The following is a 26,470-nucleotide window of genomic DNA, read 5'->3' as shown; positions in this document are numbered from 1 at the left end:
CGCGGCAGGAACAGGCTTGTGATCATTTCTATCACGAATGCTGATCCAATCAACCTTGGCCGTCTGGCGCCGCGTTGGCCCGCCCCCCGATAGCGCCAGATACCCCTGGGGATTTCAAACTTGTCCCCCTGCCTGCGCCGATGGTGTAAAACTGTCCCCCAGACGCTTGCAATCTCAGCCGGCATTGTCTATGCAGTCCCCGCGTCGGGATGATCCGTCTCCCCACGCCAGCCGGTCATCGGCCTGCTGGGGAATAGTTCAATGGTAGAACTGCGGACTCTGACTCCGTCAATCTTGGTTCGAATCCAGGTTCCCCAGCCAATTCTTTTTATCAAATTCCATCGATGACTTGTCGGGCTGTTGTAGCAGGCGGTCGTCGCTCTTTGTGGTAGCACTCTGGCTTGTGGAATAGTTCTGCAAGCTTGGGGTATAACAATGACCGTTCGATTGATCGCCATTGTCGTGATGGCACTTGCATTGGCCGGGTGCGGTGGCGACGATTCTTATACTTTCTACCGCAACAGCCCACTCGATGCGGCCATGCGCATACACATTGCCTCGTTCGATAGCGGCGAGGGCGCTGCCTACAACCAGGAGAATTGTCAGGTGGCTGCCGAATTGTTCAACGCGCAGCCCGGTGTCGCTAGCCGCTTTTGGTGTGAAAAAGGGCGCTTCCAACCGTGAGGGTGTCGCGGGCTGTTGAGCATCGGCTCGCCAATTTGTAATTCTTTCAGCTACCAGTGTCGCGTTTCTGTTCGGGGCTGGTAACGAGACCATTTGAGCGCGCGCTACAAAATCGGGCACTGCCGGCATCGCTCGTGAAATAGGCGGCAAACCCGCTCTGACAGCGGTGCTGATCATCGCTACCGGGATCCTGGGGGCGCAGAGCGTCACGCCGTTGATGAAGGCCCCCAAGCTCAACAATTACGCTGCAGGCTGCTTTGCCGTCGGGCTGACATCGCGTGGCTGCGGCACGGCAAAGGCGTTTCAAGTCGATCAGCTTGTCGGCGCGTTCGTGAGGCTGGTCTAGGCCCTCAATGGCGGCGACACGGCATTGCGGTTCGGCTTTTTCTGACCGGTTGCCTAAATGCGCAGCCCACTATCGGCATCAAACACATGCACGTGCTCGGGCGCGATCGTCAGCGCGATGTGATCGCCGGTCCTAAGCCCTGTCCGCTCCGATTGCACCAGCGTCACCAGCCCGTCTGCCGAGGAGATGAACGTGGTCGATCCGGTTGATTCAACGGGGCCGACTTCCAGCCTGAACTGGCCATTCTCCGGCACTGCGCGCAAGTGCTCTGGGCGCAGACCCACCACAATGCGGCGCCCAGCCTCCAGCGCTCCGGACAGGGGGACAGCGCCACCTTCGGCGGTGTTCAGGCCAGCGCTGCAGCCATCTGCACTAACTGTTGCGGCGACAAAGTTCATCGCGGGCGACCCAATAAAGCCCGCCACGAAGCGGCTGATCGGTCGGTCATACAGTTCGAGCGGCGAGCCCTGCTGCTCGATCACCCCGTCACGCATAACCACCACATGGTCGGCCATTGTCATGGCCTCGATCTGGTCATGGGTGACATAGACAGACGTGGCACCGAGCCGGTCATGCAGGGCACGGATTTCCTTGCGCATATGGACGCGCAGCGCCGCATCGAGATTGGACAGCGGTTCATCAAACAGGAACGCCTTGGGGTTGCGGATGATTGCCCGGCCCATGGCCACGCGTTGCCGTTGCCCGCCCGAGAGCTCGCGCGGATAGCGCCCCAGCAGCCCGCTTAACCCGGTAGTTTCCGCCACATCTTCGGCTGCCCGATTGGCCTCGGCCTTTGAAGTGCCCTTGAGCCGCAGCGAATAGGTCATGTTCTCAAGCACAGTCATATGCGGATAGAGCGCATAGGTCTGGAACACCATGGCCACGTCGCGCTTGCGCGGCGGTACATTGTTCATCACTCGACCCGCGATCTTCATCGTGCCGCCCGAAATGGTTTCCAGGCCCGCCAGTGAGCGCAACAGGGTGGATTTGCCACAGCCGGAAGGCCCCACCAGCGCCACGAACTGACCTTTCTCTATGGTCAGGCTGATATTTTTCAGCGCATGGAATTCGCCATAATGCTTGTCGATGCCGACCAGTTCAATTTGCGGTTCCGTGCTCATTTGAGGGCTCCCGAGGTAAGGCCGGAGACAATCCGGCGCTGCAAGAGGACAAAGGCCGCCAGGATCGGCGTCACATAGATTGAGGCATAGGCCATGATGTTGTTCCACTCGGTGGTATTGGGGCCCATGAAGGCATTCAGACCAACACTGGCTGGCTGCAATTCCACGGCCTGAATAATCGACTTGGAATAGACGAACTCGCCAAAGGCCTGCATGAAGATCAGGATGGCCGACACCAGAATGCCGTTGCGGGCCAGCGGCAGCACGATGTTCCAGAATGCGCCGATGCGTGAATTACCATCGACCTGAGCGGCTTCTTCAAGCTCGCCGGGCACGCTCATGAAGGTTGCCCGCACCAACACCACAAAGAACGGCATGGTCTTGGCCGTCAGCGCCAACACCACGGCCAGTTGTGGGTGGTTGAGCAGACCCGCCATGGAAAAGCCGACAAACAGCGGCGTGATCATCAGAGAAGCGGGCAGCACCTGCAGCATCAGCACCAGAAACAGCGCCACATCGATCCACATATTGCGATACCGCGCCAGCACATAGGCGCAGCCGGTGCCCAGCAGGGCCGTCAGCACCATAGTGCCCGAGGCGATGATCACCGAGTTCCACAGGAACCGGCCCATATCGCGCAAGCCCCAGACATAGCCGAACACGCCCCATTGCGGGTCTGCCGGAACAAAGCCAGGTGGGGTGGCAAAGATCTCCGAGCCGGTCTTCAGGCTGGTCACATACATCCAGTAAAGCGGGAACAGATAGAGCAGGGCCAGCAGGATCGCGACCACCAGCAATAGGCGTTGGGTCCATAGCGGGGTCATCCACGCACCTCATGCTTGGTGGAACGCACATAGACAATGGCAGCCAGCATCACCACGGCGATCATGACCACCGATACAGTGGCGCCGCGCGCGAAGTCGTATTGGCGGAAGCTCAGCTCCCAGGCCCAATATTGAGCCACGTTGGAGGAATTGGCCGGACCACCCGAGGTGATCGAGGCGAACAGGTCGAACTGCTGCAGCGTGAAGATCAAACCCAGCGACACCACGGCGCCGATAGTGGCGCGCATCATGGGCAGGGTAATGGTCCAGAATCGCTGCCAACCCGTTGCACCGTCCAGCGCCGCGGCCTCGTAGAGGTCCTTGGGAATGCTGGCCAGTCCGACCGACAGCAGGATCATGTTGAACGCCGTGCCCAGCCAGATATTTGCAATGATGACTGCCCAGAGCGACCAGTTGGTATCGGAGCGCCAGAAAATGCTCTCGGAGATGAACCCGAGCGATTTCAGCACGTAGTTGAGCACGCCGAAATCCCCGGCCAGTATCCAGTTCCAGATCGCGCCGACCACCAGGCCCGGCATCACCCAGGACACCAGGAACAAGCCGCGCATATAGGCCGCGCCCGGGAATTTCAGCGAGAAGAACAACGCCAGACCAAAACCGAGCACGAACTGCCCGGCGATTGAGGCACACACAAACACCGCCGTATTGCGCAGGATGGGCCAGGTCTCGGGTTGGCTGAACACGGTGACGTAGTTGTCAAAGCCGACCCAGGGCCGATTGAGCGTCCCCAGGCTGAAGAGGTCAACTTCCTGAAAACTCATCACCACATTGTACAGCAGCGGCAGGCCGCTGAGCACCACCAGAAACAGCAGTGGCACGGCAACAAGCACAATGTCGAAACCCTTGCCGTCACGCAGGCTCGAAAGCAGCCGGGACATGGTCGGTCTCCTCACGTGGTAAAATCGGCTGCCCGACACAATGCCGGGCAGCCAGTGATAGGGGGAGGACCCTATGAACCCAGCACGCCCGAAATCGTTGAGGCGGCCTGATCAAGCGCATCTTTGGCGCTCATCTGGCCGGTCAGGGCCGACTGGATGGCGTCCTGAATAGCCTTGGAGATCTTTGGCCATTCGGGGTGTGGACCGCGTGCCTGCGCATACAGCAGCTGTTCCTGGAACACTTTGAGCGCGGCATCCTTGAGCGCAATGCCCGTTTCTGGGATGGCGATATCGGAACGCGCTGGCAACTGGCCAAATTCGGGGAACAACCGGTCGTCCTGGCTGGCGAAATATTCAAGCGCCTGGAAGGCCTCGTCAGGGTGTTTGGAGGACGAGAAGATCGCCCAGTTGAAGTCGCCCATGGCCGATGACCGCGGCGCGCCTTCTTCCGGCACGGGCAGCAAGGCCACGCCCCAGTCAAACTTGGCCTCGTCCAGCATGCGGTTGAGCTCCCACGGTCCGGAAATTACCATGGCAGCATTGCCCGAGTTGAAGGTGCCGGTGGAGTCCCACTGACCTCGTGTCAGCGTGTCGGGCGAGGCCAGCTTCTCATCAAGGATGACTTTCCAGGTCTCAAGTGCCTCTACCGCACCCGCGGCATTGATATTGTCATAGCCGCCGCCAGCCATCTGGGCCCAGGGCAGGAACTGGAACGTGCCTTCCTCGCTGGCCTTGGCTGAAAAAGCCAGGCCATAGACGTTGTTTGCGGGGTCGGTGAGGGTGCGGGCGTCTTCGACCAGCTCTGCCCAGGTCTGAGGCGGTGCGTCGATGCCTGCTGCGGCAAACAGGTCCTTGTTGTAGTACAGCGCGATGGTGTTGGTGGCCTTGGGGACGCCGAAAATCTTGCCATCCCAGCTCACGGAATTGAGCGGGCCCGGGAAGTAGTTATCGGGGTCAATGGCTTGGGAATTGGCCACCATGTCAGTGATGTCAAGAAATGCGCCGCGTGCCGCAAACAGGGCATGCTCGGGGTTGTCGACGGCAATGATGTCGGGCGCCTGGCCGGTGGCGAAGGCGCGCATGGACTCGCTGACCACGTCGTCGAACTGGATCTGGCGGTAATCCACCGTGATGCCATTGTCCATTTCGCTGAACTCTCGCGCCAGATTGAGCGCGGGCTGGTTTTCGTCATCGAGCGACCAGATGGTGATGGTCACATCTTCCTGGGCTGCGGCATTGAGCGACAGCAGCGAAACGCTCGCCAGTGCCACGATAAGGCTGGTGGTCTTGAACATGTCTTTCCTCCCTGTGCAGAACATCTGCGATAAACGCGCCGCCCGAACCCTCCCTGGCCCGGCCGGCATAACCGGCTTCAGGCCGGATTCTTCAGTGATGGATCACCGCCATCGTAGGCGGCCTGGGCGTCAACGAAGTCGCCGCCACGGCACTGTTTGAGATAGTTGAGACCACGTACCTGACCGGTCATTTCCAGCGCGTCACGGTAGACCGGGTCGTGCCAGCCTTCGATGTCGATCGAGCCCTGATAGCCGGCCAGTCGCAACTCGGAGATCACATCGGTCCAGTTGCTGTCGCCAAATCCGGGCGTGCGCATGAAGACGAACGGCTCCTTGCCGAACACGCCATGTTCGCGAATGACCTCCCAGCGCACCGTGGCGTCCTTGCCATGTACGTGAAAGAATTTATGCGCCCATTTGCGGATCTGGGGCAGGGGATCAATCAGATAGACCAGCTGGTGGCAGGGCTCCCATTCGAGCCCGATATTGTCATCTGGGGTCTCGTTGAACATCAGTTCCCAGGCGTCGGGATTGTGCGCAATGTTCCAGTCGCCGGTCTGCCAATTGCCATCCATGGCGCAATTTTCAAAGGCGATCTTGACGCCCTTGTCAGCGGCGCGCTTGGCCAGTTCACTCCAGACCTGCTTGTATTTGGGCAGGCTGTCGGTCAGCTTCTGGTTGCGAATGCGGCCGGTGAAGCCCGCCACGCAAGTGGCACCGAAATGGTGGGCATTGTCGATGCAGTCCTTCCAGCCCTGCAGGGTCTGGCGATCCATCTCCTGGTCTTCCAGTGGATTGCCGAACATGCCCAAGGTCGAAATGGTAATGTCTCGATCACCAATGGCGTCGCGTGAACGCTTGCCCAGTTCGGCAAGATCCTGACCATTGGTGGTCTGCCAGAAAAACGGTTCAAAGCTCTCAAAGCCCAGATCGGCAATAGCTGCGATATTCTCGGGCGCCTTGCCCTCGGTCGCCTGAATCATGGTGCCGATACGGATGGATTTGGCTGGATTGCTCACGAGTGAATTTCCTGATTTGCGATAAGGACGCGTTGGCCGATCTTGGCGCTTTCGATGGCGGCAAAGACCATGGCCAGACTGTTGATATTGTCAGTGCCGACAGTTTCGGGTGCGCGGCCCTCTGCAATGGCATCGAGGAAGTCGGCGATCACGCTGGCATGGCCGTGGGTTTGGGCAATGTCAGCGGGCTCTGGAACGTCCAGAGGGGTCAGCTCGCGGAAGAAGCCACTGTCGCCGCTCACCACCCTGGCCTCAAAGCTCTCTTCGCCATCCCACAGCAGCGTGCCCTTGGTGCCGATGATCCGCCAGGCGCTCTCCCAACTGGTATTGGCGCCCTCGGCACACCAACTGCCGCGATAGTTGAAGACCACACCGTGATCGAACTCGAAGATCGCATTGGCGGCAGCCCCGTGCGCATACCAGGACCCGCTTGGATTGGTTTCCAGGCAATACACCGCCTTGGGAGCAACGCCCGCCATGTAGCGCGCAGCGTCCAGTGTGTGGATGGCCATGTCCAGCAGCAATACGTTGTCCATTTCTTCGCGGAAGCCGCCAAAATGGGCGCCGATGAAGAAGTCACAATGCAGCGCAGTGACCTCGCCCAGGCTGCCGCTTTCGATCAGGCGACGAATACGTCGAATACCTGCGATGAAGCGCCGGTTCTGAACGATGGCATGCACGCGCCCGGCAGCCTTTGCGGCAGCAATCATGGTCTGCGCGGCATCCAGACTGGCCGCCATCGGCTTTTCGCTGAGCACGTGGCAGCCATGGTGCAATGCGCGCGTCACGACGTCCTGCCGCGCGGTCGGCACAACGACATCAAACAGCAAATCCGGCTTGGTAGCGCTCAGCACGGTTTCGAGGTCGGTGCCGATCATCGCGTCGCCTAGTCCAAACTCTTCGGCGCGCGCCTGTGCGGTGGCGAGGTCAAGATCGACCAGACCAACAATCTCGACGCGACCCTGCAGGGGAAGATGATCGGCGAGCGCCGACAACCAACCTTTGGACATGCTTCCGCAACCCGCGAGAACGGCCTTGAACACCAAAATGAAAACCTCCCAGGGCAGCGCCGCTCTCATCTTGCGTGAGGATAGTGCGCATATCCGTAAACGTTTACGACGATAGATTGGCGACGGGTGCCCTGTCAATGCTGCTTCGTAAACGTTTCTGGATTTGGTCGGGCATGTGGATAACTGAGCGCCTCAACGCTTGCAATGCAGGCAGGGGGCGTTCATTGAAGACATTGCCGCGCCGCGCCACACGCAGCGCTAACACCTTGGGAAAGCTGCGACATGAAAGGCATTCGGCGTCTCGCGCAGCATCTCGATATTTCTATCGGAACGGTGTCGCGCGCCCTCAATGGCAAACCCGATGTAAACGAGAAAACCCGCCAGCGCGTGCTCGAGGCTGCGGCCGAACTGGGCTATGTGCCCAATCAGGCCGGACGCTCGCTGCGCAAGGGAACGACAGGTGTGGTTGGTTTCATGATGCAGACGGGTGCCCAGATCACGGGTGAGGGCGACGTTTTCTTCATGAGCGTGTTCGACGGCGTGCAAACAGTCTTCGCGCGTCATCAACTCGATCTGGTCGCGCTGCTGTGCTCTTCCGAGGAAGATCCTGATGACTATCTGCAACGCATTGTGGCCCGAGGCTTTGCCGATGCGCTGATCATTTCGGCCACTAAGCGCGTCGACCCCCGTATCGAATTTCTGGCCAATCGCAATATTCCCTTTGTGGCTCTGGGTCGCAGTGAGACCGATGCCGGCCAGCCCTGGCTCGATCTGGACTTTGCCGGCATGGCGACGATGGGCGTCGACCGGCTGGTCGCCAAGGGCCATCGCCGCATTGGCGTGTTCGTGCCGCACGATGAGCTCAATCTGGGCTTCGTGTTTCTCGAAAGCTACCGCAAGGCGCTGGCGGCGCATGGTATTCCGTTTGATCCAGCTTTGGTCTTCCGGGCCTATCCCAATGAGCGCGGTGGTCACCAGATCGCCCAGAGTATTGCATCCATGTCCAAGGATCAGCGCCCGACCGGTTTTGTGCTGACCAATGAGGTCATGTCGGTCGGACTCTATCGGGGGCTCTACGATAGCGGTCTCGAGCCGGGCAGGGACTTTGCGATTATTGGGCGCGACAGTCCCCACGCCCACTATCTCACGCCCAAGCTGACCTGCTTTCGTATTTCACTGCGCGATCTCGGTATCGCCCTTGCAGAAGCGCTGCTCGCCACTATGCCCGCCTATGCTGACCAATATCGTCTGGGGGTGGTTCGGCGCGTGGTCCCCATGCAATTGGTTGAAGGCGATAGCGACGCCCCGGTGCGCTGAGGCGCCACTTGAACGGCTGGCATTGTCCAGACGCTTTCACGCAAAAAACGGCCGGCTCCAGGGAAGCCGACCGTCTTCGGGAGTGTGGGTTAGGTTGATCAGCGATCCACCCCGAGGGTCAACTAGCCCTTGATCTGGAAAGTCTCGAGCTGAGCCGCATTGGTCTCGTCGATCAACACGCAGTCCATCGAGATCTTCTCGTCAACGCCGGTCGAGCCTTCCTTGAGATACTTGTCGGCCAGTTCCACAGCATACTGAGCCTGACGGTAAGCGGGCTGCAGCACGGTTGCGTGGATCTTGCCGGCGGTGATGGCGTCGCGCACGTCATTGGAGCCATCAAAGCCCACCACGATCACGTCACTGCGGCCCGCGGCTTCAAGTGCCGCCACGGCGCCCATGGCCATGGTGTCATTGCCGGCGATAACGCCCTTGATGTCCGGATTGGCCTGCAGGATGGATTCCATTTTGGTGAAGGCTTCGGTCTGGCTCCAGTTGGCGCTTTGCTGCGCAACCATGACCATGTCAGGATACTGATCGATCACGTCATGATAGCCCGAAGAGCGGATACCGGCATTGGTGTCGGATTCCTTGCCCACCAGTTCAACATAATTGCCAGCTTCGCCCATAGCTTCAACAAAGGATTCAGCACCCAGTGTTGCGCCCTGGTAGTTGTTCGACACGATCTGCGCGACAGCAACGCCGGTGGCATTGATTTCACGGTCGATCAGGAACGAGGGAATGCCTGCGTCCTTGGCCTTCTGCACCGCAGCGACCGAAGCGTCAGCACCAGCATTGTCCAGAATGATGGCAACGGCGCCAGCAGCGATGGCGGAGTCGATCAACTCGTTCTGCTTGTTGGCGTCGTCATCGTGCGAATAGACCTGCGTTGCATAGCCCATTTCTTCGGCGCGCGCTTTTGCACCCTCAGCTTCAGCGGCAAAGAATGGGTTGTCGTGGCTTGGCGTGATAATCACGACCAGGTCCTGAGCCATTGTTGGCGCTGCCATCGCAACGCCTGCGATGGCACCCAGTGCCAAAGCAGCAATAGTCTTTACGATCTTCATTGTGTCCTCCAAGTGCCCTGTATGGGGGCGTTTCGCAAACACCAGCGCTTTCGGCTGATTGGTATTTTTTGCGTTTTTTGATGATTACAAATGAAGTCAAGAAGAGTCAATGAGCCGTTTCTTTCGAAGGGCGTAAAAATTCAACATACAACTAGACAAACGGTAGCGTGCCGCACAGCTAGGGCGACAGGGAGCTTGCTATGGACGAGGAAGAAAAGACGCAGGAAAGCCGCGATCAGCGCGCGACAATAACTTCAATGCCGCGTTTCTCGAATTCTGCACGGTCGGCATCGGTGATGCCGTCATCGGTGATGAAACCGCCGATCAGATCGATTGGCCCCAGCGACGAGAACGAGGTCCGGCCAATCTTGGAGCTGTCAGCGACCAGATACACTTTTGAAGCCGCCTTGATCATGGCGCGTTTGACATAGAGGTCGGCCATGGCGGGGAAGGTGAGCCCGGCTTCAAACGACACCGCGGCCGTGGCCAGGAACAGCTTTTCGGCAAAAATGCCTTCAAAGAAGTCGCCTGATTTCTCACCGGTCAGCGATAGTGTGGGCGCCTTGAACAGCCCGCCCGACATATGCACCGTCATCGACGGCAGGGCGCCCAGCGTCAGCGCAATATTGATCGCATTGGTGATCACGTTGAGATTGTGATGTCCCAGCAGGCTGTTGGCGACCTCGGTTGTCGTTGAGCCGGAATCAATGATGATGGTTTCGCCGGGGCCAACCAGAGCGGCAGCAGCGCGACCGATCTTCTTCTTGTTGTCCATATTGGTCAGATGCTGCAACGACATGGACTGTACCTGCTGCGGCATCGATTTTAGGTAGGCGCCGCCATGCTCGCGCACAACGAAACCATCAGTATCGAGTTTTTCCAGATCCTGCCGAATGGTTGCCTCGGAAACGCCGAACGCAACCGACAGATCCCGCACGCGCGCGCTGCCTTCTTCCTGCAGCCATTCCAGGATTTTCATCCGGCGCGGTTCAGCCAGCAGGTTTTGCCGCGACGCATCCGTGTTCGCTGTGCGGGCCTTGCGTGTGGGTTTGGCGCTGGTTGTCCTGGAATCGGCCAAGTCGTCGCTCCTCGCGTGGGTTATGCCCCTCCTACCCCTGACGGGAATTGGCGGCAAGCCTGCGTTGCAACTGATCGAGCACAACAGCGGCAATAATCACAAGTCCTTTGATCACCATCTGCCAGAATTCCGAAACACCCATCATCACGAGGCCGTCGCTCAGCACGCCGATAACAAAGGCGCCAACGATGGTGCCGCCGATCAGACCGCGGCCGCCCGACAGCGAAGTGCCACCCAGAACCGCCGCAGCAATGGCATTCAATTCGAATGTTTCGCCGCTGGCCGGGTGCGATGCCACCAGCTGCGACGATACGATCAGGCCGACCACGGCAGCGCAGAATCCGGAGATCATGTAGACCGCGATCTTGATGCGATCCACACGCACACCGGACAATGCAGCAGCACGCTCATTGCCGCCCACGGCGTAGACGCGGCGCCCGAATGGTGTGCGTTGCGCCACATAGGCAGCAATAAGGGCCAGTACGATCAGCATCACGATCGAAACCGGAATGCCCAGGATGGAACCCGAGCCAATGAAGGGATACCCCTGATTGCCCAGTTCCGGCTTGCCCACCAGGTTCGAGAATGTCGCGCCGCCTGACAGCAGCAGTGCCGAGCCACGCGCAACATACAGCGTGCCCAGCGTGGCAATGAACGGCGCAACACCCAGTTTGGTTATGAGAAACCCGTTGATCGCCCCGATCGCCGTGCCTACGCCCAGCGCAATCAGCACCACTTCAATCACGTTGGGGTAGATGACCACACCCAGCATTGGCAATTGCAGGCCGTGTACGAGCAATCCGCCTGCGACCATCCCGGTGAGGCCCACGATAGAGCCGACAGAAAGGTCGATACCCCCGGTCAAGATGACGTAAGTCATGCCGATCGCCAGAATGGCGTTGATCGCCACGTGCTTGGAAACGATCACCGCATTGGCGACTGAGACGAAGTTCGGCGCCATCAGCGCGAAAAATACAACGACGATGATCAGCGCAATAAAAGTGCGCAATTTCAGCAACAGCAGCAGGGCTGACTGGCTGCCGCCAGCACTCGATTGGGCAGATGCAGTGGCAGTAGACATGATGGCTCCTTAGGCGACCGCTTGCACGTCGGATTTCGGGGTGGAAGCGAGTACAAGCGCTTCGTCGGTAGCGTCTTCGGCGCGTAAATCCGCCGTGATCTTGCCATACGCCATGACCAGAATGCGGTCGGCTACGGCATGTGTCTCTTTGAGGTCCGAGGTGGTGTAAACCACCGCCAAGCCGCTGTCGGCCAGATCGCGCATGGTGCTGAACACCTCGCCCTTGGCCCCGATATCGATGCCGCGGCTCGGCTCGTCGAGTAGCAGCACGCGCGGCTGGGTCAATAGCGATTTGCCTATGACAACCTTTTGCTGATTGCCTCCCGAAAGCGATGTGATTGGCGCATCGGCGCTGGAGGTCTTGATATGCAATTGGCCGATTACCTGCTGCAGCAATGGGGCTTCAGCGCTCTTTGATATCGATAGAAACTTCGTGAACCGACGCAGGCTCGCCAGTCCCAGATTGCCGCCAACGGACAGGTTCTGCACCAGACCATCGCGTTGGCGATCCTCCGGTACCAGCAATAGTCCGGCCTTCATGCGGCGATTGATGGAGTGGCCCGCAAGTTCTTTGCCATCCAGCAGCACCGAACCGGTGGCGTTGGATCGCAATCCATAGAGGCTTTCAAACAGCTCTGTTCGGCCAGCGCCGAGCAGGCCGTAGATCGCCGTTATTTCTCCGGTTTTGAACGACACCGAGACGTCGTCGACCGCCAACCCTGCACCCGGCCGCGCGAGCTTGAGATTCTTCACTTCCAGAATGGTAGGGCCCGCTGGTGCCGCTGGCGGCCGCTTGGCGACGACCTCGTCGGCGCCCAGCATTTTCTGGATGATCCACGGGATGGTCACATCTGCGCTTGACGCTGTCGCCGCCAACTGACCATCGCGCAACACTGTAAAATGGTCGCCGATCCGCACCAGTTCTTCCAGGCGGTGCGAGATGTAGATGATCGCAACACCGGCGCGTTTGAGCTCGCCAATCACCTTGAACAGCACTTCCACTTCCGAGGCCGAAAGTGCCGAGGTCGGCTCGTCCATGATCAGGATGCGCGCGTCCTCAGCCAAGGCTTTGGCGATCTCAACGATCTGCTGCTCGCCAATCATCAGATCGGCCACCAGTGCATCGGGATCAATGGCGTGTTCAAGCAGGCCGATAAGCTGGGCAGCGCGCTCTTTCTGGGCTGCGCGGTCGACATGGAAACCCATCTTTGCAATGTCACGCCCAAGAAAAATGTTCTCGGTCACGCTCAGATTGGGGCAAAGATTGAGCTCCTGAAACACGATGCCAATGCCCTTGCTAGCAGCGTCCCGAATGGAGGAGAAGCTGACAATCTCTTCTCCCATGGTGATCGTCCCCAGGGTTGGTTGCTCCACGCCTGCCAGAATTTTCATCAGCGTGGACTTGCCTGCGCCGTTTTCGCCGATCAGCACGTTGACCGCCCCGGCATGGACGTCAAAATCGACGTTCTGCAGGGCCAGTGTGCCGGGAAAGGCTTTGGTTATGGCACGGGCGCTCAGGACAATATCGCTCATGGCCCCGTCTTCTCCAGAACCACCGGGGTGATCAGCATTCGGTCACTGGTGCTGGCGATGCTCATGGCGCCGGTAAAAGCTATTTGGTCGCCGACTTTCAACTCTTCTATGCTGCCCGATACGCCTTCTAGCGCCAGCGCAGTCAGCGCCTTGCCAGCGTCAGCAAATTCGAGCTGGTTGATGAAATCCTTGAAAGAGACAAAAGGCAGGGCATCTCGTACTGCATTGCCACGGATGACCGGACCGATTTGCAGCATTGCCTGCAGTGATCCTGTCGCGTCATCGAGTTCGACAACCATCGTACCGGCGCGAGACTCTGTGTTCTTTTCGACGACAGTGCCGGTGCCGGTAACGACAAAACTCCAGGGAGAGCCTTCGCCGGCCCGGCTGCCATATTGCGGGCCCGCTACGCTCAGATCTGCACGGATTGCCGGCAGAACCTCGGTTACCGGTTGCGCCGTGTCCCCGAAATGGGCGAAGCCGCGTTCGCTCCAGATCGCGCTGGCATAACCGGCGGCGTCAAAGCCCGCCTCTTCTTGCGCGCCATCCTCGCTGATCGGTACAATCTTGCACCCCGCCAGGGGCACAGCGAGAGCCAGCGTCAGGGCAATGCCGACAACAAACCGGTGAACCACTGGCAATCTCCTCGTTATCGTACCGCTGACCATTCCGGTTCATTGCGATAATTTTCGATTTCCGTTCTTTGAAGCATCTCTGCGTAGTGTGTCAATGGGTCTCATTCACCTGTTAGTCGCCTATATCACCATGTTTTTGTGCGCTTTGCTTCATTTTCGTTTTCCGCAGAAAACGCAAATTTTCTCATTGCCACCGTCATCGCCCGGCGCTAGTTTGCCGACTATACCCGCCAGACGCCCACCTGCTGCTAGCGACAGGACGAACATCAAGTGCCCTTTACACCTCACAAACGCCAAAATGACACGGCTGCTCTCATCGCTGAAAAGGCGTTGTGGATCCGCCGTCGCAGCTTTCAGATGGTTTATGAGGCGCAACTGGGTCATCCGGGTGGTGATTTCAGCGCGGCCGATATTCTGTCGGCCTTGTATTTTGGTGTGATGCGCTACGATCCGAGCAAGCCAAATGATCCGGCGCGCGATCGTTTCGTGATGAGCAAGGGCCATTGTACCGGCGTGTTCTATTCGGTGCTCGCTGCTGCCGGCTATTTCCCCGAGGCGGACCTGTCCACCTACATGCAGCCGCTATCCAGGCTGAACGGCCATCCCAATCGAAACTATCTGCCCGGCGTCGAGACCAATACCGGGCCGCTCGGCCATGGTCTGCCAGTTGCCCTGGGCATTGCCATTGCCGGTCAGATCGACAATGCCGATTTCCGCACCTTCGTACTCACCGGTGATGGTGAGTTGCAGGAGGGTAGTAACTGGGAAGCGGCGTTGACTGCGGGCCATCGCAAGCTGCGCAATCTGACATTGATTATCGACCGCAATCGTCTGCAGCAGGGCGCGCGCACCGAGGAAACCGCCTCGCTTGATCCGCTGGATGACAAATGGCGTGCTTTTGGCTGGCATGTCGAAATGATCGACGGCCACGATCATGCCCAGCTACTCGATGTACTCAGCGTTGATCCGGCTGCCCGTGATAAGCCGCTTTGCATTATTGCCAATACATTCAAGGGCAAAGGCGTCAGTTTCATGCATGACAACGTTGCCTGGCACCACGGCGTGCCCAACAAGGAACAATACGAACAGGCCATGGCGGAGTTGGTTTAATGAGTGCAGCAGCCCCCGCACAGGCCGGCTTGTTTGATTGCCGTGACAGTTTCGCCAGCACCATTGAGGCGCTTGCGGAGGCTGATCCACGCATCGTCACCGTTGTCAGCGACAGTGTTGGCTCGTCCAAGCTGGGCGGTTTCCGCAAGAAGTGGCCCGATCGCATGGTCAATGTCGGTATTGCCGAGCAGACAGTCGTCGCGGTTGGAGCCGGTCTCGCCAATGGTGGCAAGGTGCCGTTCGTTTCAGCTGCATCCTGTTTCCTGACCGCCCGTGCGCTTGAGCAGATCAAGGCCGATATCGCCTATTCCAATGTCAATGTGAAGCTGATCGGCCAGTCCAGTGGCGTCGCATATGGCGAATTGGGCCCAACGCACCATTCCATCGAGGATATGGCCTGGCTGCGCCTCTTGAACAATCTTACTGTCATCGTGCCAGCGGACCCTTGGCAGACAGAGCAGGCCATCCGCGCCGCAGCAGCGATGAATGGTCCCGTTTTTGTGCGCGTCAGCCGTATGCCGGTTCCTGCGCTCGAGCGCAGCGACGCCAGCTTCGAGATCGGCAAGGCCGAAACTCTTGTGCAAGGCGACGACATCACCATCATCGCCAATGGCACCATGGTGCACCGTGCCGTGGCGGCGGCCAAAATCCTGGCTGGGGAGGGCATCTCGGCCCGCGTCGTCAATATGGCGACCATCAACCCGCTTGACGAAGCCGCCATTCTGGCTGCCGCTGATACCGGCGCGATCGTGACCGTTGAAGAAGGCTCCGTACGCGGTGGTCTTGGTGGCGCAGTGTCCGAACTGGTTACAGCCAACACCCCAGTACCCGTGCGGATCATGGGGTTCCCAGGTTTCGTGCCGACCGGTTCAGCGGATTGGCTGATGGATCATTTCGGCCTGACCGCAACCGGCATCGCCGATGCTGCACGCCAGACAATTGCCCGTAAGCGATGAGTTCGACCAACTTCGTACTAGCCATCGACCAGGGCACCACCAACACCAAAGCGTTGCTGGTCACCGCCGATGGTCGGGTTCTGCATCAGGCTTCGGTCCCCAACACCGTCACCTATCCCCAACCCGGCTGGGCCGAACAATCGGCCACTGCACTGGTTGATGGCGTTCGGCAGGTAATCGCTCAGGTCGTTGCCAAAGCAGGCGCTTCTACCATCGTGGCCGTGGCCATTTCCAACCAGCGCGAATCCATCGTTGTGTGGGATGCAGCGACCGGTGAACCCATCGGCCCCTGCATCATCTGGCAGTGCCGACGTTCGGCACCCAAATGCGAATTCCTGCGCGCTGCCGGTCATGCCGATGCGATTGAACGCAAGACCGGCCTGGCGCTCGATCCTTTGTTCCCCGCTGCAAAAATTGCCTGGCTGCTCGACAACGTGTCCGGCGCACGTGCGCGCGCCGAACGCGGTGAACTCCGCGTCGGTACCGTGGACAGTTGGCTGCTCTGGTCACTGACCAACGGCGCCGTACACGCCACGGATCATTCCAACGCCTCGCGCACCCAACTGTTTGATACGGCCGCTCTGCAATGGGACGCTGATCTCGCCAACCTTTTCGACGTGCCACTCTCAATGCTGCCTGAAGTGCGCAGCTCGGATTCAAATTTTGGCCATCTGGCCGAAGGCGCTACCGCGCTGCCTGCCGGCATCCCGATCCATGCCATGATCGGCGACTCCCACGCGGCCCTGTTTGGCCATGGCGTGCGAACCCCTGGTGCGGTCAAGGCCACCTATGGCACCGGCACTTCGTTGATGATGTTGACCGGTGAGCGCGTGCTCTCCAGCCACGGCATATCCAGCACGATCGCCTGGAGCCAGAACGGCCAGCCAGTTCACGCGCTCGAAGGTAATATTTCGGTATCAGGCCAGTCCGCTGCCTTCATGGCAGAAATGCTCGGCCTGACCGACGCGGCGGCCCTCTCAGAACTGGCCGAAAGCGTTCCGAACAGCAATGGCGTCAGCTTCGTCCCCGCTTTGGTTGGCCTGGGCGCACCCTATTGGCGCTCCGATGCGCGGGGCACACTGACCGGCATGTCACTGGGGACCAAGCCAGCCCATCTGGCGCGCGCGGCAATCGAGGCAATCGCATTTCAGGTTGCCGACGTTTTCAGCGCCATGCAGCGCGATATCACGGTGCGGCTGGCCGAATTGCGCGCCGATGGCGGCGCCTCACAGAATGGTTTTCTGATGCAGTTCCAGGCTGACGTGCTGGGACGTCCCGTCACCACGGGCGGCGCGCCTGAGGTCAGCGCACTGGGTGCCGCTGCACTTGCCTTTGCCGGTCTGGGTATCGCCACATCGACGGTCCCTGAAACCAAACGCTACATCCCTACAATCAGCGAAAATGACCGCGCTGCGCATCTTTTCCGCTGGCACGGCGCGATGGCGCAGACGCTTCATACACAACCCCGAACGGGGACGAACGGAGGAGAATTATCATGAGCAAACAGCTTTACGGCGCCGGCATCTGGCATTTTGCTACCTATGTGGACCGCTACGCGACCGATGGTTACGGCCCGCCGCGCAGCGTGATCGAGGCGATTGATATTGCCGGTCAGGTCAAGGACCTTTCGGTTGTCGACATCAACTACCCCTATTTCGGTGGTGAGTTCTCCAAGGAGCAGATCAAGACCGCGCTGGATCGCAACAATCTCAGCGTCATCGGCATTACGCCCGAGATTTACACCCGCGAGTTTGCTAAGGGCGCCTTCACCAACCCCGACGCTGGCGTGCGCCGTCGCGCTCATGAGCTGATTACAGATGCCGCCGAACAGGTGCGCTTCTTCGGGGCGGACTACGTCAAGCTGTGGCCCGGTCAGGACGGCTGGGACTATCCCTTCCAGGTCGATCACGGCACGTTGTGGAAGAACTCGCTCGATGGCGTTGGCCAACTCGCCAGCGAAAACCCCGACCTAAAATTCGTCATCGAATACAAGCCACGCGAGCCACGCGTGCATATGAGCTTTGACTCGCTGTCCCGCACGCTGCTGGGCATCGAAAAGATCGGCCTGCCCAATGTCGGCATCCTGCTCGATTTCGGCCATGCCCTGTTTGGTGGTGAATCCGCAGCAGATTCCGCCCAGATGGCCATCGACTACGGTCGCCTGTTCGGCATGGACGTGAACGACAACTACCGCTCATGGGATGACGATCTGGTCGCCGGCAGCCTGCACCCCATCGAGTTGTTCGAGTTCTTTTACGTGCTCCGCAAGAACAACTGGGAAGGCGTCTGGCAACTCGATCAGTTCCCGTTCCGCGAGGACAGTGTCGCGACCGCCAATCACGCCATTGATTTCCTCAAGGCCGCCGGCCGTGGCCTCGATGTGCTCGATATCGATGCGCTCAAGGAAGCCCAGAGCAAGCATGACGCCATTGGTGCGCTCAAGATTGCTCAGAAGGCGCTGTTCAGCTCGTTCTGAGCCGACGACAATTTATGGAGACTACAAGACATGCTTCCTCCCAATAAGCGTGCCCGACTGATCCTGAACACTGACGCCAAGAACGAGGCGGACGATCAGTTCACTATTGTGCACGCACTGCTAACGCCGACGTTCGACTTCCACGGCATCATTGCCGCCCATTTTGGTGACCATCGCTCCAAGACGGCGATGCTCGATAGCCGTAAGGAAATCGACCATATCCTTGATTTGATGGATCTTTCCGGCAGCATTCCCGTAGCCAATGGCGCGGCAACTGCACTACCAGACGAGAACACCGCCGTACCGTCGGCGGGTGCACAGATGATCATCGACCACGCCATGGCTGATGACGACCGGCCGCTCTACGTGGCCTTCCTTGGCCCGCTCACCGACATGGCGTCGGCCCTGCTGATGGAACCGCGCATCGCTGAGCGCAACGTGGTGTGTGTCTGGATCGGTGGCGGTACCTGGCCAGTCGGCGGTCGTGAGTTCAATCTGATGAACGACATCGCCTCGGCCAATGTGGTGATGCGCTCCAAGATCGAGGTGCGCCAGATCCCGTCCACGGTCTATCGCATGATGTCGGTCAGCTATGCCGAGCTGCAGGAACGCTGCGAGGACAAGGGCGCCATCGGCAAGTATCTGGTCGATCAACTGATCGACTGGAACCTGCGTGTCCACCAGGGCCCCATCGAGCATCGTTCGCTCGGTGACACGCCCGCATTGTCGGTTATCCTCAACCCCAATGGTGGCGTGTCGGACTGGCGTCCGGCGCCCGAGTTCAACAGTCACATGAACTACGTTCATACCGGTCAGAACCGACCGATCCGGGTCTATGACAGCATCGATATCCGCTACATCCTTGAGGATTTCTACGCCAAGCTCGCCCGTTTCGATCGCGGCGTGCAGGAACTGGCCAACTTCGGATAATCCCGAACGCCGTCATCCCCGAGATAGAGGCCCCGGATGCACAGCATTCGGGGTCTATTTTGTTGGCGCCACGCCGGGTCGCAATCGACCAATCGCCGTGCACAAAAAAGCCAGCGAGCGGATTTGATCCCCTCGCTGGCAAGTTGGTCGGAAATCATCCTGCCGTATAGGGCAGGGGTATGATCAGCCCTTCTTGCGGCAACGAATGGCCAGATAGGGCTTGCCCGGCAACTTGACACTGAACGCGGCCAGTGGCTTGCCGCCGCGCACCACTTCGCCATGGCGCGTCGGATGCGGCACGATGGCGTCAATGATCTCGGCTTTGCTGACCGTCATGTTCCAGGTGTCGATCACCTCGACATCATAATCGCCCGGCTCCATCGGCAGTCCTGAACCCCACTCGACCGGCTGATGTTCGCCAAAATAGATGTAGCGAACATCGCCATCGGTCGCGCCAGACACGCGGCTCCATGGGAAATCGGTGGATTTGCCGATAGGCGTCAGCCCGTTTGTGGCGTCCTGCTCAAGGACTTCGCGGAGATACTTCAGACGCTGCCAGGCCTGACCGTAGAGCTTGCCACCCTTGGCCCACCAGATGATGTCTTCGGGATGCGCATAGGTCTCGCCATGCCCGGCATAGCCGCCACGCATGGTCGTGGTCCAGAACCGGTGCACCAGCTCCTGCGCTGTGATGTTGCCCCAGGACGGCCAGATATTGCCCTCATATTCCGGCTCGTCATTGATCACCGGCTTGCCGTAATCATCGCGCCAGTCCGAGGTGCGCTTCACATCCCAGTTCTGGATGCAGACATGGCTGACCCAGGGCTTGGAGTGGTCGTAATTCTTGCGCACATCGCCATTATGGATCGACTTCAGGCGGCCATAGGGGTCGTTTTCTTCCAGAATCTGGAAGAACCGGTCCCACTGTTCCATTGGCTTGGTATCGAGCAGGAAGTCGTATTCATTGGCCAGCGCCCACCACACATTGCGATAGGCTGCCAGGCGCGCTGCAAGATAGGCCACATAGCGATAATCCTGGTCCGCCGACATGTCGGCATAACCCCAGCGGTCATAGGGGTGGAACATGATGACATCGGCTTCGATGCCCATATCGCGCAGCTTGCCGACCTGCTGTTCGAAATGCCGGAACGCGACGGGGCTTGGCCGATCAAAATCGGGCTTGCCGTCAGGACCTTCCAGAAACACTGAGTGCAGCGGTTCATTGGTGTTGAATGGGTAGTCCTTGGGGAACACACCCATGCGCAACTTGTTGAAACCTGCGGCTTCAAGCGTCTTCAGGGTTTCGGCCTGCAGCGCCAGCGGCTGGTGTGTCCAAGCATAGCAGGTCGTGCCGAACGGCAAATAACGCGTGCCATCAGCATAGGCGAAGTGGAACTGGTCCTTCACCACCACAGGTCCGTGCACGTCCTTGGCTGCTGCTATTGCCGTCACGCTACCGGACTTGCCGTCCAGTGCTGCCGTTGCTGATTTGGTTTTGTAGCTCCACTCGCCTTCGGCATCGGGCATGAAGCGCACGATATAGCGCCCGTCACCATCGTAAAAACCGGGCACCCGCACGCTGCGCGTGCCCTGGCTGAACACAGCCTCAAGGGAAACATCCAGATACGGATTACCCGCAGATGGGCCCTCCAGAACGAGGTCGAAGAAGTCCCATTTCGCAATATTGTCCGTCATCTCAATAATCTCCGATGGCTCAGGCGTCGATGCGCTTCAGCAGCACTGCTTGGTAGGGCTTGGGCGCGAAATGCAGCACGTCACCGCGCTTTACGCTGTCCGCAAGCGGGGTCTGGGTCATCTCCCAGGTGTCGATCAACTCGGCGCTGTAATGCTCGTTTGGTGGCACGGCCACGTTCAGTTCGCGCGGTTGATTGCCGCCGAAATAGCTGAGGTAGTAGCGATGCGGCTGGCCCGCGGTGGCGTAAAAGATGCGGGCTGGCACCCAGTCCTCCTCGCCTGGCATTGGCGCAATCAGATCGGGGAGTTTGACAAGGTCTAGCCCGCCAGCAGCCATAATGCGGTAGCGCCCGGTATGCGGCAGCGGGTCCAAACCTTCATCTGGGCCGTCTTCGACGATACGCTTGAGAAAGGCGATGCGGGCAGGGCTCTCGCCCGTCAGCTTTCCGCCCTTGCTCCACCACAGCGTTTCGCTGTCGTTGTAGTAGGTTTCGCCGTGGGTCATGTACCCGCCACTGACCATGCCCAGCCAGAACCGGTGCACCATTTCGCTGCCGCTGATATTGCCCCAGTCCTCGGCGATATCGCCCTCATAGGAGCATTCATCATCCGAAATCGGTTTGCCATGGGCCAGCCGCCATTCCAGCGCGCGCGACGTGTCCTGCCGCTGGATCGAGACATGGGTGATTTTGGGGTGGTTGTAATCGAAAGGCGCAAAGCCGTTATGGATCGACAGCAGGTGATCAAAAGGATCGCTGTTCGAGACGACCTCGATCATCCGGTTCCAGTCATCTAGCGATTTGGACGCCATGAAATCGTACTCATTGGCCATCGACCACCACACATTGGGGAAAGCCGAAAGCCGGGCAACCAGATAGCGCAGGTAAAGATCGTCCTGCGCCGGTGTCATGCGTGAAAAGCCCCAGCGATCATAGGGGTGCAGCACGATCAGATCGGCCTCGACGCCAATCGCCGCCAGATCATTGATGCGCTGCTCCAGATGCTGGAAAAACGCTGGGTTGAACCGCTCGAAGTCAAACGACCAGCCTTCAAATGGTTTGCCTGGCCAATCGCTCCGGCCCTTGCTCAGCATCTCATAGGGATAGAGCTCGGGCTCGTTCTGATTGTAGCGATAGTGCTTGGGGAAAACGCACATGCGGATCTTGTTGAACGGTGACTTGGCGAGGCTGGCCAGTGTTTGTTCTTCCAGCGCGCCGCCCTGATGGGTCCAGGCATAGGCGGTGGTGCCCATGCTGACATGGCGCGTGCCGTCAGCGTGGCGGTAGTGGAATGTGTTTGCGGGGCGCACCGGACCGTGATGGTGTGCTTTGGCGGGGGCCACATCCAGCTTGCCCTGTACTCCGTCCAGCGCATCCGCATTGCTGCGCGTCACAAAGGACCATTCACCAGTCGTTTCGGGCAGGAAGCGGATGCGATAGACGCCATCCCCGTCATAGAACCCGGTGGTCTTGATCTGCTTGTCGCCCTGCGTGAACACCGCGGACAGCGTGACATCCACGAACGGATTGCCCTCACTGGGACCGTTCAGCGCAGCTTCATAGGTTGCCCACAGCGATGCTTCGCTGGAGGATTGAATTGAAGAAGACATGTCTGGTTCCTGTGTCTGAGAAGACTCTATGCCGAAACCACGCCGGGGGATGATGGTGTTACCCGAGGCCGCCAGCGCTTCTGCGTGCTTGGGATCGAGGAGAGGAGCAGCTTGGTATAGTCGTGCTGCGGATTGCCCATCACGGACTGCGCCGTACCAAACTCCACAATGACGCCCTTGTTCATCACCGCCACGTAATCGCTGATGTAGTAGGCGGTCGCCAGATCGTGGGTGATATACAAAAAGCTCCGCTTGGCCTCGAGCTTGAGTTTGAGGAACAGATTGATGATGATCATGCGGCGCGACGCGTCGATCATCGAAACAGGCTCGTCGGCGATGATCAGGCTCGGCTCGGGGATCAGCGCTCGTGCGATGGAAACGCGCTGCAGTTCACCACCAGAGAACTGGTTGGAGTACTTGCCGCGCACATCGGCATATTCCAGTCCCACAGATGCCAGTGCAGTTTCGATGGCACCATAAGCCTCTTCGCCCTTGAGGCCGGCGACGCGTGTCGCCGTCTCATGGAGATAGGCGTCGACCGGGCGATAGCGGCTGAACGCCTCAAACGGGTTCTGAAAGATAGGCTGGATGGAGCGCAGGAACTCGCGCTTGTTGGGCCTGACGCCCTTTCCCGCCACCACCTTGTCGTAGACAATTGCACGGCCCGAAGTGGGCTCGACCAGACGGAGCAGGGTCTTGGCCAGCGTTGTCTTGCCGCTGCCCGACTCCCCCACCACGCTGATGATGGCGGGTTCGTCGCTCTCGATGTTCAGGTTCACATCGTGCAGCGCTCGGATTTGCTTGTTCCGGGTCAGGCTGCCCAGGCGGTAGACCTTGTTGAGCCCTTCAGTGCGCAAAATTACTGCCATGATCCGTCCCCCGACTGCGTAATTTCGGTGCCCGCATAGTGGCACGCGGCCCATTGTCCGGGTCTGTGTTCGATGAATTGGGGCTCTTCGGCCCGGCATTTGTCGGTTGCCAGCGGGCACCGGTCGGCAAAGCGACAGCCGCTCAGTTTGCGCCAAAGGCTTGGTGGCGTCCCCGGAATGCCCTGACGGGCGCGGTCGTCGCCAATGGTGGGCAGGGAGTTGATCAGCATGCGCGTATAAGGATGCAGTGGATCGCGGAAGATGGCTTCGGACTCGCCGTACTCGGCGGCCTTGGCGGCGTACATGATCAGCATGCGATTGGTGACCTGATAGTGCACACCCATATCGTGCGACACGATAAGGATCGTGTTCTTCATCTGCTCCTGCAGTTCCATCAGCAGCAGCAGGATTTCCTTTTGCACCACCACGTCGAGCGCCGTGGTCGGCTCATCAGCAAGGATGAGTTCGGGCTGGAAGAAGGTGGCCAGGGCAATCATCACACGCTGGCGCATGCCGCCCGAGAGCTGATGCGGGAAGGCATCAAGGGCTTCCTGCGGCAGCCCCAGCTTGCCGACATAGGCGCGCACCTGCTCCATGACCCGCTTCTTGTCGGGGTCCGAACCAGGAAAGTCGACAAACTGCGTGCCCACGCGCACCACTGGATTGAGCGAGTTCATCGAACTCTGTGGCACGTAGGAAATGCGCTTGAACCACTCTTCCTGAATGTTGGAGCTGGTGATCTGCTCGCCACGTTCGTTCTTGAAGCCGTAGTCGATCCCGCCTTCAGAAAGCGTCATCGGGGACATGATGTCTCCGTAGATCGCCTTCATCAATGTGGACTTGCCACACCCGGACTCGCCGGCAATGCCGACAATGCAGCCATCGGGAATTTCAACAGAGACACCGTCAACAGCATTGATGGCGCCGCGGCCGGTTCGATAGGAGACAACGAGGTTATTAAGACGGATCATGCAACACCGCGCTTGCTTGCAAATGCGGCATTAAAGCCGGTCGAGGTGAGAAACAGGCCCAGGAACAGGGTCACTGTGGTGAGAATGGGCGCAACGATCCACACATAGTTGCCGGTGAACATTGCGTTGTAGCTGAGCGCCCAGAAGATGATTGAGCCCAGGGTCGGCACCTCCACCTTGGACAAGCCGATCACCGCAAGGGTGGCTTCGGTATTGATGGCGAACAGCACCGTGTTGATGAAGCCCACCAGCAGATAGGCCGACACATAGGGGAAGATCTCGTTGACGAGCACGTGGATCGTATTGGCCCCCGAAAAGCGCGCCATGTTGATGAACTCGCGTTCGCGCAGGGTCAGCGCCATCGACCGTACCGTTCTGGCACCCCAGGCCCACCCGAAGATGATGATCACCAGACCAACTGTCAGAAAGGTCGAGCTGCCGCGAATAACCGCGCCCAGAATGATCAGTACGGGTAGCAAGGGGATGGTGATGAAGGTGTCGACGATGAGCATGACGATCCGCTCGAAGCTGCCCCCGATATAGCCGGCACTCAGGCCCACGATCGTGGAAATGATCGTCACGCCGATGGCCACCACAAACCCAAGCGTCAGGGAGTTGCGGACCGAATAGACCAGGTACCAGAAGATGTCCTGACCCAGCGAGTTGGTGCCCAGAAGGTGCTCGCCCGACATGGGCAGGTTCTTCCAGTATGTCGCCTGTTCGGAGGGGTCGACCGTGTTGAAGATGGGCAGGATGTAGCTGCCGACAGCCAGCACGCCGACGATGGTCAGGCCGATGATGAGCCGGATGTTGAGCAGCCAGAGCAGGCTCTCCCATTTCGGGCGAGTGCTCAGCAGCACCGGGGCGGCGGCAGTTTTGGTGTTGCTACTCATTTGTGACGAATCCGGGGATCGAGGAGTGGGTAAAGCAGGTCGATCACAAGGCCGGCAGTCGCCACCGCGATGATCGACACGGTGATCACGCCGTAAAGGACGTTGTAATCGCCCCCGCTTGCTGCGGTGCGCATGATCAGACCGACGCCGGGGAATGAGAAGATGATCTCGGTGAGCAGGGCGCCGTTGAACACGGTGCCGATGGACAGCGCGAGCGCTGTGACCTGGGGCAGCATGGCGTTGCGGAACACGTAGCGTGTCATCCGCGTCCAGTTTGACGCGCCCTTGAGCCGTGCATAGGTCACGTAGGCTTCTTCGGTCGTGGCGACCGCCAGGGCTTTCATGCTCAGGATGTTCCAGCCAAACCCGGCCAACACCAGTGCCAAAGCGGGCAGGAAGGAGTTGTAGATGATCAGCCACATCTTGTTCAGCGAGAACTCACCGACCGGGAAGGTCGCTGACAGCGGGAAGATCGGCCAGACATAGGCGAACAGCAGGATCACTGATACCGCCAGGATGTAATAGGGGATCGGGTAGATCATGATCCCCACGATCTCCAGCACCGTCGCCATCTTGCGGGTGTGGAAGTAGCCCGCCACCAGGCCCACCATATTGCCCAGCGCCCAGCCGATAACGGTGGTGGTCAGCAGCAGCGTCAGCGTCCAGGGCAGGGCGTTGAAAATGATCGTTTTGACGTCGGCGGGGTAATAGGCAAAGGAGGGGCCGAAGTCGAAGCGCAGGATAACGCGCTCCAGATAGGACAGATACTGGGTGCCGATGTCACCCTTGAGGCCGTAGAGCTCCTCGAGATTCTCTCTGAGTTCGGCAATCGCCTCTGAAGTCAGGCTCCCTGAAGACAGTGACTGCAGTTCACCGATATAGCCATCAATCGGGTTCACCGGCATCACGCGCGGGAGGAAGAAGGTGATCGTCAGGCCAACAAACAGGACTGCAAGGTACAGACCTACTCGCTTGGCAACGTACTGGAGCACGCCCATAACTTAATCCTTGAATCGTCGAGGAAGTGGAGGGGGCGACGCGAACGCCGCCCCATC

Annotated in this window: 25 protein-coding genes and 1 tRNA gene; 9 read left to right on the top strand and 17 right to left on the bottom strand. The window is 59.2% G+C overall.

Annotation, left to right across the window (positions count from 1 at the left end; all coding sequences use genetic code 11):
* The first annotated feature begins 247 nt into the window (after positions 1-247).
* The 3 genes from AC0L37_RS11800 to AC0L37_RS11790 all read left to right on the top strand — a co-directional run bounded on the left by AC0L37_RS11800 (position 248) and on the right by AC0L37_RS11790 (position 1,030).
* Positions 248-321, top strand: a tRNA-Gln gene (locus tag AC0L37_RS11800).
* A gap of 114 nt (positions 322-435) precedes the next feature.
* Entirely contained in the window at positions 436-684 is a 249-nt protein-coding gene (locus AC0L37_RS11795; RefSeq protein ID WP_473312960.1) for a hypothetical protein, read from the top strand.
* A gap of 166 nt (positions 685-850) precedes the next feature.
* Complete coding sequence (locus AC0L37_RS11790; protein WP_282221042.1) at positions 851-1,030, top strand: LrgB family protein; 180 nt, start codon at positions 851-853, stop codon at positions 1,028-1,030.
* Positions 1,031-1,083: 53 nt separating this feature from the next.
* Here AC0L37_RS11790 and AC0L37_RS11785 read toward each other — a convergent pair whose 3' ends face one another.
* From AC0L37_RS11785 to AC0L37_RS11760, 6 genes are all read right to left on the bottom strand, one after another.
* Positions 1,084-2,151 (bottom strand): ABC transporter ATP-binding protein, encoded by a 1,068-nt coding sequence (locus AC0L37_RS11785; RefSeq protein WP_282221043.1) that lies wholly within the window; start codon positions 2,149-2,151, stop codon positions 1,084-1,086.
* A complete protein-coding gene (locus tag AC0L37_RS11780) occupies positions 2,148-2,975 on the bottom strand; it encodes a carbohydrate ABC transporter permease (protein ID WP_212658502.1) in 828 nt (275 codons plus the stop codon). Before AC0L37_RS11780 ends, AC0L37_RS11785 begins: the two co-directional genes overlap by 4 nt.
* Positions 2,972-3,874, bottom strand: coding sequence for a carbohydrate ABC transporter permease (locus AC0L37_RS11775; protein ID WP_269369479.1), 903 nt, complete (start codon positions 3,872-3,874; stop codon positions 2,972-2,974). Before AC0L37_RS11775 ends, AC0L37_RS11780 begins: the two co-directional genes overlap by 4 nt.
* 71 nt (positions 3,875-3,945) lie before the next feature.
* The gene (locus AC0L37_RS11770) at positions 3,946-5,169 is read right to left on the bottom strand and encodes an ABC transporter substrate-binding protein (protein ID WP_282221044.1); all 1,224 of its coding nucleotides are present in this window, start codon (positions 5,167-5,169) and stop codon (positions 3,946-3,948) included.
* A 77-nt stretch (positions 5,170-5,246) separates the two neighbouring features.
* Positions 5,247-6,188: a sugar phosphate isomerase/epimerase family protein gene (locus AC0L37_RS11765; RefSeq protein WP_282221045.1), complete on the bottom strand. Its 942-nt coding sequence runs from the start codon at positions 6,186-6,188 to the stop codon at positions 5,247-5,249.
* Positions 6,185-7,234 carry a Gfo/Idh/MocA family protein gene (locus AC0L37_RS11760; RefSeq protein ID WP_212658498.1) on the bottom strand — a complete coding sequence of 350 codons (1,050 nt, stop codon included), beginning with the start codon at positions 7,232-7,234 and terminating at the stop codon, positions 6,185-6,187. Before AC0L37_RS11760 ends, AC0L37_RS11765 begins: the two co-directional genes overlap by 4 nt.
* Before the next feature lie 246 nt (positions 7,235-7,480).
* Here AC0L37_RS11760 and AC0L37_RS11755 point away from each other — a divergent pair, with 246 nt between their 5' ends.
* On the top strand, positions 7,481-8,515 hold the full coding sequence (locus AC0L37_RS11755; protein WP_282221046.1) for a LacI family DNA-binding transcriptional regulator: 1,035 nt from the start codon (positions 7,481-7,483) through the stop codon (positions 8,513-8,515).
* A 122-nt stretch (positions 8,516-8,637) separates the two neighbouring features.
* Here AC0L37_RS11755 and AC0L37_RS11750 read toward each other — a convergent pair whose 3' ends face one another.
* From AC0L37_RS11750 to AC0L37_RS11730, 5 genes are all read right to left on the bottom strand, one after another.
* Positions 8,638-9,522, bottom strand: a complete 885-nt coding sequence (locus AC0L37_RS11750; protein ID WP_282222983.1) for a D-ribose ABC transporter substrate-binding protein — start codon at positions 9,520-9,522, stop codon at positions 8,638-8,640.
* 292 nt (positions 9,523-9,814) lie between these two features.
* Positions 9,815-10,657 (bottom strand): DeoR/GlpR family DNA-binding transcription regulator, encoded by an 843-nt coding sequence (locus AC0L37_RS11745; RefSeq protein ID WP_249327634.1) that lies wholly within the window; start codon positions 10,655-10,657, stop codon positions 9,815-9,817.
* 31 nt (positions 10,658-10,688) lie between these two features.
* Positions 10,689-11,738, bottom strand: coding sequence for an ABC transporter permease (locus AC0L37_RS11740; RefSeq protein WP_282221047.1), 1,050 nt, complete (start codon positions 11,736-11,738; stop codon positions 10,689-10,691).
* A gap of 9 nt (positions 11,739-11,747) precedes the next feature.
* Positions 11,748-13,271, bottom strand: a complete 1,524-nt coding sequence (locus tag AC0L37_RS11735) for a sugar ABC transporter ATP-binding protein (protein ID WP_282221048.1) — start codon at positions 13,269-13,271, stop codon at positions 11,748-11,750.
* A complete protein-coding gene (locus AC0L37_RS11730; RefSeq protein ID WP_282221049.1) occupies positions 13,268-13,906 on the bottom strand; it encodes a DUF2291 family protein in 639 nt (212 codons plus the stop codon). Before AC0L37_RS11730 ends, AC0L37_RS11735 begins: the two co-directional genes overlap by 4 nt.
* 357 nt (positions 13,907-14,263) lie before the next feature.
* On the opposite strand from AC0L37_RS11730, the gene AC0L37_RS11725 reads away from it, so the two are divergent.
* Genes AC0L37_RS11725 through AC0L37_RS11705 form a run of 5 tightly spaced genes read left to right on the top strand, consistent with a single transcriptional unit; the run spans position 14,264 to position 19,378 of the window.
* A complete protein-coding gene (locus tag AC0L37_RS11725) occupies positions 14,264-15,016 on the top strand; it encodes a transketolase (protein ID WP_282222984.1) in 753 nt (250 codons plus the stop codon).
* Positions 15,016-15,972 carry a transketolase family protein gene (locus AC0L37_RS11720; RefSeq protein WP_282221050.1) on the top strand — a complete coding sequence of 319 codons (957 nt, stop codon included), beginning with the start codon at positions 15,016-15,018 and terminating at the stop codon, positions 15,970-15,972. The genes AC0L37_RS11725 and AC0L37_RS11720 overlap by 1 nt, the downstream gene beginning before the upstream one ends.
* The gene (locus AC0L37_RS11715; RefSeq protein ID WP_282221051.1) at positions 15,969-17,471 is read left to right on the top strand and encodes an FGGY family carbohydrate kinase; all 1,503 of its coding nucleotides are present in this window, start codon (positions 15,969-15,971) and stop codon (positions 17,469-17,471) included. Before AC0L37_RS11720 ends, AC0L37_RS11715 begins: the two co-directional genes overlap by 4 nt.
* Positions 17,468-18,448: a sugar phosphate isomerase/epimerase family protein gene (locus tag AC0L37_RS11710; protein WP_212658490.1), complete on the top strand. Its 981-nt coding sequence runs from the start codon at positions 17,468-17,470 to the stop codon at positions 18,446-18,448. Before AC0L37_RS11715 ends, AC0L37_RS11710 begins: the two co-directional genes overlap by 4 nt.
* 30 nt (positions 18,449-18,478) lie before the next feature.
* The gene (locus AC0L37_RS11705; RefSeq protein ID WP_282221052.1) at positions 18,479-19,378 is read left to right on the top strand and encodes a nucleoside hydrolase; all 900 of its coding nucleotides are present in this window, start codon (positions 18,479-18,481) and stop codon (positions 19,376-19,378) included.
* A 183-nt stretch (positions 19,379-19,561) separates the two neighbouring features.
* Here the strand turns inward: AC0L37_RS11705 and AC0L37_RS11700 are convergent, their stop codons facing one another.
* Genes AC0L37_RS11700 through AC0L37_RS11675 form a run of 6 tightly spaced genes read right to left on the bottom strand, consistent with a single transcriptional unit; the run spans position 19,562 to position 26,413 of the window.
* Complete coding sequence (locus AC0L37_RS11700) at positions 19,562-21,073, bottom strand: DUF5060 domain-containing protein (protein WP_282221053.1); 1,512 nt, start codon at positions 21,071-21,073, stop codon at positions 19,562-19,564.
* A gap of 19 nt (positions 21,074-21,092) precedes the next feature.
* Complete coding sequence (locus tag AC0L37_RS11695) at positions 21,093-22,682, bottom strand: DUF5060 domain-containing protein (RefSeq protein WP_282221054.1); 1,590 nt, start codon at positions 22,680-22,682, stop codon at positions 21,093-21,095.
* 26 nt (positions 22,683-22,708) lie between these two features.
* The gene (locus AC0L37_RS11690) at positions 22,709-23,551 is read right to left on the bottom strand and encodes an ABC transporter ATP-binding protein (protein ID WP_282221055.1); all 843 of its coding nucleotides are present in this window, start codon (positions 23,549-23,551) and stop codon (positions 22,709-22,711) included.
* Complete coding sequence (locus AC0L37_RS11685; RefSeq protein ID WP_282221056.1) at positions 23,542-24,522, bottom strand: ABC transporter ATP-binding protein; 981 nt, start codon at positions 24,520-24,522, stop codon at positions 23,542-23,544. The genes AC0L37_RS11690 and AC0L37_RS11685 overlap by 10 nt, the downstream gene beginning before the upstream one ends.
* The gene (locus AC0L37_RS11680) at positions 24,519-25,415 is read right to left on the bottom strand and encodes an ABC transporter permease (protein WP_212658484.1); all 897 of its coding nucleotides are present in this window, start codon (positions 25,413-25,415) and stop codon (positions 24,519-24,521) included. Before AC0L37_RS11680 ends, AC0L37_RS11685 begins: the two co-directional genes overlap by 4 nt.
* Entirely contained in the window at positions 25,412-26,413 is a 1,002-nt protein-coding gene (locus AC0L37_RS11675; protein WP_212658483.1) for an ABC transporter permease, read from the bottom strand. Before AC0L37_RS11675 ends, AC0L37_RS11680 begins: the two co-directional genes overlap by 4 nt.
* Positions 26,414-26,470 lie beyond the last annotated feature (57 nt).

Source organism: Devosia sp. J2-20 (genome assembly GCF_055808475.1).
Note: the sequence above shows the minus strand (reverse complement) of the source record. Positions and strands in the feature narration are given on the sequence as shown.

What these genes read in the sequence shown, in the direction of transcription:
- AC0L37_RS11675 (WP_212658483.1), bottom strand. Translation starts at nt 26,413, where the DNA reads ATGGGCGTGCTCCAGTACGTTGCCAAGCGAGTAGGTCTGTACCTTGCA.
- AC0L37_RS11705 (WP_282221052.1), top strand. Translation starts at nt 18,479, where the DNA reads ATGCTTCCTCCCAATAAGCGTGCCCGACTGATCCTGAACACTGACGCC.
- AC0L37_RS11680 (WP_212658484.1), bottom strand. Translation starts at nt 25,415, where the DNA reads ATGAGTAGCAACACCAAAACTGCCGCCGCCCCGGTGCTGCTGAGCACT.
- AC0L37_RS11780 (WP_212658502.1), bottom strand. Translation starts at nt 2,975, where the DNA reads ATGACCCCGCTATGGACCCAACGCCTATTGCTGGTGGTCGCGATCCTG.
- AC0L37_RS11700 (WP_282221053.1), bottom strand. Translation starts at nt 21,073, where the DNA reads ATGACGGACAATATTGCGAAATGGGACTTCTTCGACCTCGTTCTGGAG.
- AC0L37_RS11750 (WP_282222983.1), bottom strand. Translation starts at nt 9,522, where the DNA reads ATGGCAGCGCCAACAATGGCTCAGGACCTGGTCGTGATTATCACGCCA.
- AC0L37_RS11755 (WP_282221046.1), top strand. Translation starts at nt 7,481, where the DNA reads ATGAAAGGCATTCGGCGTCTCGCGCAGCATCTCGATATTTCTATCGGA.
- AC0L37_RS11710 (WP_212658490.1), top strand. Translation starts at nt 17,468, where the DNA reads ATGAGCAAACAGCTTTACGGCGCCGGCATCTGGCATTTTGCTACCTAT.
- AC0L37_RS11740 (WP_282221047.1), bottom strand. Translation starts at nt 11,738, where the DNA reads ATGTCTACTGCCACTGCATCTGCCCAATCGAGTGCTGGCGGCAGCCAG.
- AC0L37_RS11770 (WP_282221044.1), bottom strand. Translation starts at nt 5,169, where the DNA reads ATGTTCAAGACCACCAGCCTTATCGTGGCACTGGCGAGCGTTTCGCTG.
- AC0L37_RS11720 (WP_282221050.1), top strand. Translation starts at nt 15,016, where the DNA reads ATGAGTGCAGCAGCCCCCGCACAGGCCGGCTTGTTTGATTGCCGTGAC.
- AC0L37_RS11775 (WP_269369479.1), bottom strand. Translation starts at nt 3,874, where the DNA reads ATGTCCCGGCTGCTTTCGAGCCTGCGTGACGGCAAGGGTTTCGACATT.
- AC0L37_RS11715 (WP_282221051.1), top strand. Translation starts at nt 15,969, where the DNA reads ATGAGTTCGACCAACTTCGTACTAGCCATCGACCAGGGCACCACCAAC.
- AC0L37_RS11785 (WP_282221043.1), bottom strand. Translation starts at nt 2,151, where the DNA reads ATGAGCACGGAACCGCAAATTGAACTGGTCGGCATCGACAAGCATTAT.
- AC0L37_RS11725 (WP_282222984.1), top strand. Translation starts at nt 14,264, where the DNA reads ATGGTTTATGAGGCGCAACTGGGTCATCCGGGTGGTGATTTCAGCGCG.
- AC0L37_RS11685 (WP_282221056.1), bottom strand. Translation starts at nt 24,522, where the DNA reads ATGATCCGTCTTAATAACCTCGTTGTCTCCTATCGAACCGGCCGCGGC.
- AC0L37_RS11795 (WP_473312960.1), top strand. Translation starts at nt 436, where the DNA reads ATGACCGTTCGATTGATCGCCATTGTCGTGATGGCACTTGCATTGGCC.
- AC0L37_RS11695 (WP_282221054.1), bottom strand. Translation starts at nt 22,682, where the DNA reads ATGTCTTCTTCAATTCAATCCTCCAGCGAAGCATCGCTGTGGGCAACC.
- AC0L37_RS11690 (WP_282221055.1), bottom strand. Translation starts at nt 23,551, where the DNA reads ATGGCAGTAATTTTGCGCACTGAAGGGCTCAACAAGGTCTACCGCCTG.
- AC0L37_RS11735 (WP_282221048.1), bottom strand. Translation starts at nt 13,271, where the DNA reads ATGAGCGATATTGTCCTGAGCGCCCGTGCCATAACCAAAGCCTTTCCC.